General features: G+C 77.2%; 3 protein-coding genes. 1 reads left to right on the top strand and 2 read right to left on the bottom strand.

Annotated elements, in window-relative coordinates; all coding sequences use genetic code 11:
* Positions 1-727, bottom strand: a 727-nt coding sequence (locus ABD317_RS34450; RefSeq protein ID WP_344295418.1) for a serine/threonine-protein kinase, incomplete at its 3' end; no start/stop codon positions are given.
* Positions 728-1,170: 443 nt separating this feature from the next.
* On the bottom strand, positions 1,171-2,640 hold the full coding sequence (locus ABD317_RS34455) for an MFS transporter (RefSeq protein WP_425582518.1): 1,470 nt from the start codon (positions 2,638-2,640) through the stop codon (positions 1,171-1,173).
* 265 nt (positions 2,641-2,905) lie between these two features.
* Here ABD317_RS34455 and ABD317_RS34460 point away from each other — a divergent pair.
* Positions 2,906-3,775, top strand: an 870-nt coding sequence (locus ABD317_RS34460; RefSeq protein WP_344295416.1) for an AfsR/SARP family transcriptional regulator, incomplete at its 3' end; no start/stop codon positions are given.

Genomic DNA, 3,775 nt, shown 5'->3' on the forward strand with positions numbered 1-3,775 from the left:
GCGCCTCCGCGCGCACCGCCGGGGCCTTGTCCATCAGCTCCCGCAGAGCGCCCGCCAGCACGCCCGCGCGCCGCGGCTCCGGCAGCGGCTCCACGACGATCGCGCTGATCGTCGACCACGTCGACGACCGGCGGAACGGCGAGATGCCCTCTACCGCCGCGTACAGCGTCGCGCCCAGCGACCACACGTCCGACGCCGGTCCCGGCAGGTCGCCGCGGGCCCGCTCGGGCGACAGGTAGTCGATGGAGCCGACCATCTCGCCCGGGGCGGTCAGCCGCGTCGAACCGTCGTCGCCGGGGTCGTCCATCGCGGCGATCCCGAAGTCGGTGAGGACCACGCGGCCGCTGCGCGCGAGCAGGATGTTGGCGGGCTTGACGTCGCGGTGCAGGACTCCCGCCCGGTGCGCGGCGGCCAGCGCGTCGACGACCTTCGCGCCGATCCCGGCGGCCTCCGCCGGGTCCAGCACGCCCCGTTCACGTATGACGTCGTCCAGCGACGGCCCGTCGACCAGCTCCATCACGATCAGGGGCCGGCCGTCGTGCTCCGTGACGTCGTGCACGGCGATCACGCCCGGATGGTCGACGCGGGCCGCTGCCCGCGCCTCCCGCTGCATCCTTAAACGCAGCTCCGCCGCGTCGTGTCCCGCGCCCTCCCCGAACGCGCGCAGTTCCTTGACCGCCACCTCCCGGCCCAGGACCTCGTCCACGGCACGCCACACCGTGCCCATGCCGCCCCGTCCGAGCTGTCCCACCACGCGATACCGCCCGGCAAGCCGCCGGCCGACCCCCGCTTCGCTCTCCCCCACGCTGCCCTCTGCCGTTCGATGCCCGCCCCGTGTCCGGCGCGCGCAAAACGTTCGTGCCTCCCGGCAGCCTAACGGTCCCCGGTGACAGGGGAGACCGGTGTGCCGCCCGGGGCGCGGAGCACCCGGCGGGGGCGCGGGAGCGCGCGGCGCCGTTCCGTACGCCGAAGACGCCCTCCCGTACGCCCACGGCGCCGTCCTGTACGCCCACGACGCCGTACGCCGTACGCCCCGTCCCCGCCATACGCCTGCGTCCCGTCCCCGCCGTACGCCCACGACGCCGTACCGCCGTACTCCCGCGTCCCGTCCGCCCGCGGGCCCCCGGCCGACTCCGTACACCGCCGCCCCCACGCCACCGCGCCCCGCGCTCACTTCTCCGCGCCCCCGCCCCGCAGCGCGGTGAACGCCACCGCCGCCACCGCCAGCGACAGCACCGCGCCGATCACGCCCACCGTCGCCAGCCCGCCCGCGAACGCCTCCCGCGCCGCCCCCAGCAGCTCCGCGCCCAGCGGCTCCGGCAGCTCCTCCGCCACGGCCGCCGCACCCGCCAGGGTGTCGCGCGCCGTTTCCGCCGCCGCCTCCGGCGTGCCGTCCGGCACCCGGCCGTCGACGTCGGCCCGGTACACCGCCGTGCCCACGCTGCCCAGCACCGCGACACCCAGCGCCACGCCCAGCTCCGAACTCGTCTCGCTGATCGCCGACGCCGCCCCCGCCTTCTCCGGCGGCACCGCGCCGACGACCAGTTCCGTACCGAGCGCCAGCACCGGGCCGATGCCCGAGTTCACCAGCGCGTACGCCACCACGATCACCGCGATGTCCCCCGCCCCGCCCGGCTCGACCCGGCTCAGCAGCAGATACCCCGCCGCCGCCGACACCAGCCCCGCACCCATGACCGGCCCCGGCCGGAACCGGCGGGCGCACACCGGCGCCGCCACCGACGCGGCGATCAGCACCGCCGCGGGCGGCAGCAGCCACAGCCCCGCGCGGAACGCCGACTGCCCCTCCACCAGCTGCAGATACTGCGTCACGAACAGATACGTGCCGCTGACCGACACCGTGGCGACCAGCACGATCAGCAGCGCGCCGCGGAACGACCGGTCCGCGAACAGCCCCAGGTCCAGCAGCGGATCGGCCAACCGCCGCTGCCTGCGCAGGAACACCGCTCCCGCGCCCGCTCCCCCCGCGGCGGCCAGCAGCGGCACGACCGCCACCCCGTGCGCCAGCTCCTTGATCGCGTACGTCACCGGAAGCATCGCCGCCAGCGACAGCAGCACGCTCGCGGGATCCACGCGGCCGGCGTCCGGATCCCGCGACTCCGGCAGCAGCAGCGGCCCGGCCACCAGCAGCAGGACCATCACCGGCAGGCCCAGCAGAAACGCCGAACCCCACCAGAAGTGCTCCAGCAGCACCCCGCCCAGCACCGGGCCGAGCGCGACGCCGAGGGAGAACATCGCCGCCCAGATCGCGAACGCCAGGCCGCGCTGCCGCGGGTCGAGGAACAGGTTGCTGATCAGGGAGAGCGTCGACGGCATCAGCGTGGCGCCGGCCACGCCCAGCAGCAGCCGGGCGACGATCAGCGCCTCCGGGCCCGGCGCGTACGCCGCGGCGAGGGACGCGGCGCCGAAGGCGGCGGCGCCGATGAGGAGCAGCCGGCGGCGGCCGATGCGGTCGCCGAGCGTGCCCATGGTCACGAGGAAGCCGGCGATCATGAAGCCGTAGATGTCGATGATCCACAGCAGTTGCGTGTTGGTGGGCTGCAGATCGGCCGCCAGATGCGGCACGGCCAGGTGCAGGACGGAGAGGTCGAGGGCGAGGAGGAGGGTGGGCAGGGCCAGCACCGCGAGCCCGGCCCACGCGCGCGGCCCGGCGCGTTCGGCGGTGCGGGCGGTGCCGCCGGTGCCGCCCGCGCCGCCGGGATCGGGGGCGCCGGGTGCTTCGGGAGCGGGGGTGAGGTCGGTGTCCACGGGCATGTCCCTTCGGGGCAGGCGGGGCGTCGGCGGCCCCGTCGGCGGCTACGGGACCGACTCTGCGGCCCGCCGCTCTCGGTCCACTCCAGAGCCGCTCTCGGACGCCGTTGTCGGACCCGCTGCGTACCGTTGAGGCATGCGATTCGGGGTCCTCGGTCCACTGGCGGTGTGGACGGACGCCGGCGAGCCGGTCAGGGTCGCCGAGCGGAAGGTGCGCGCGCTGCTCGCGGACCTGCTGCTGCACGAGGGCCGCACGGTCTCCGCCGGCCGGCTCGTCGAGGACCTGTGGCCCCCGGACGCCCGCCCCGCGAACCCGGCCGGGGCGCTGCAGACCCGCGTCTGGCAGCTGCGCCGCGCCCTCGCCGCCGCGGAGCCCGCCGCCCGCGAGCTGGTCGTACGGGAACAGGGCGGCTACCGGCTCGCCGTGCCCTCCGAGTCCGTGGACGCCGGCCGCTTCACCGCCCTCGTCGCCCGGGCCCGTACGGCCGACGGCCCGGAGGGACGGGCCGGGCGGCTGCGGGAGGCGCTGGCGCTGTGGCGCGGCGGCGCGTACGAGGACGTCGCCGACGAGGTCTTCGCCCGCGCCGGCGCGGCCCGCCTGGAGGAGAGCCGGCTGACCGCGGTCGAGGAGCTGGCGCACGCGCGCCTCGCCCTCGGCGAGCACGGGCCGCTCGCCGCGGAGCTGGGCGTGCTGGTGGACCGGCACCCGCTGCGGGAGCGGCTGCACGCGGCGCACATCACGGCGCTGTACCGGTCGGGGCGGCAGAGCGAGGCCCTGGCCGCGTACGGCGGACTGCGCCGGCACCTGGCCCGGGAGCTGGGCCTGGCGCCGGGCCCGGAGCTGACGGCGCGGGAGCGGGCCATCCTGGCCCAGGACCCGGCGCTGGGAGCGGTGGACGGCGCGTCCGCGGGTGCACCGCGCGGGGGCACGGGGCACGCGGGGGCGGACGGCGCGGGCGCCGCCGCCGGGGGCGCGGCCGCAGGCACAGGGGGTCCGGCCGCGGCG

Source organism: Streptomyces synnematoformans (assembly GCF_039531005.1).
GTDB classification, from domain to species: domain Bacteria; phylum Actinomycetota; class Actinomycetes; order Streptomycetales; family Streptomycetaceae; genus Streptomyces; species Streptomyces synnematoformans.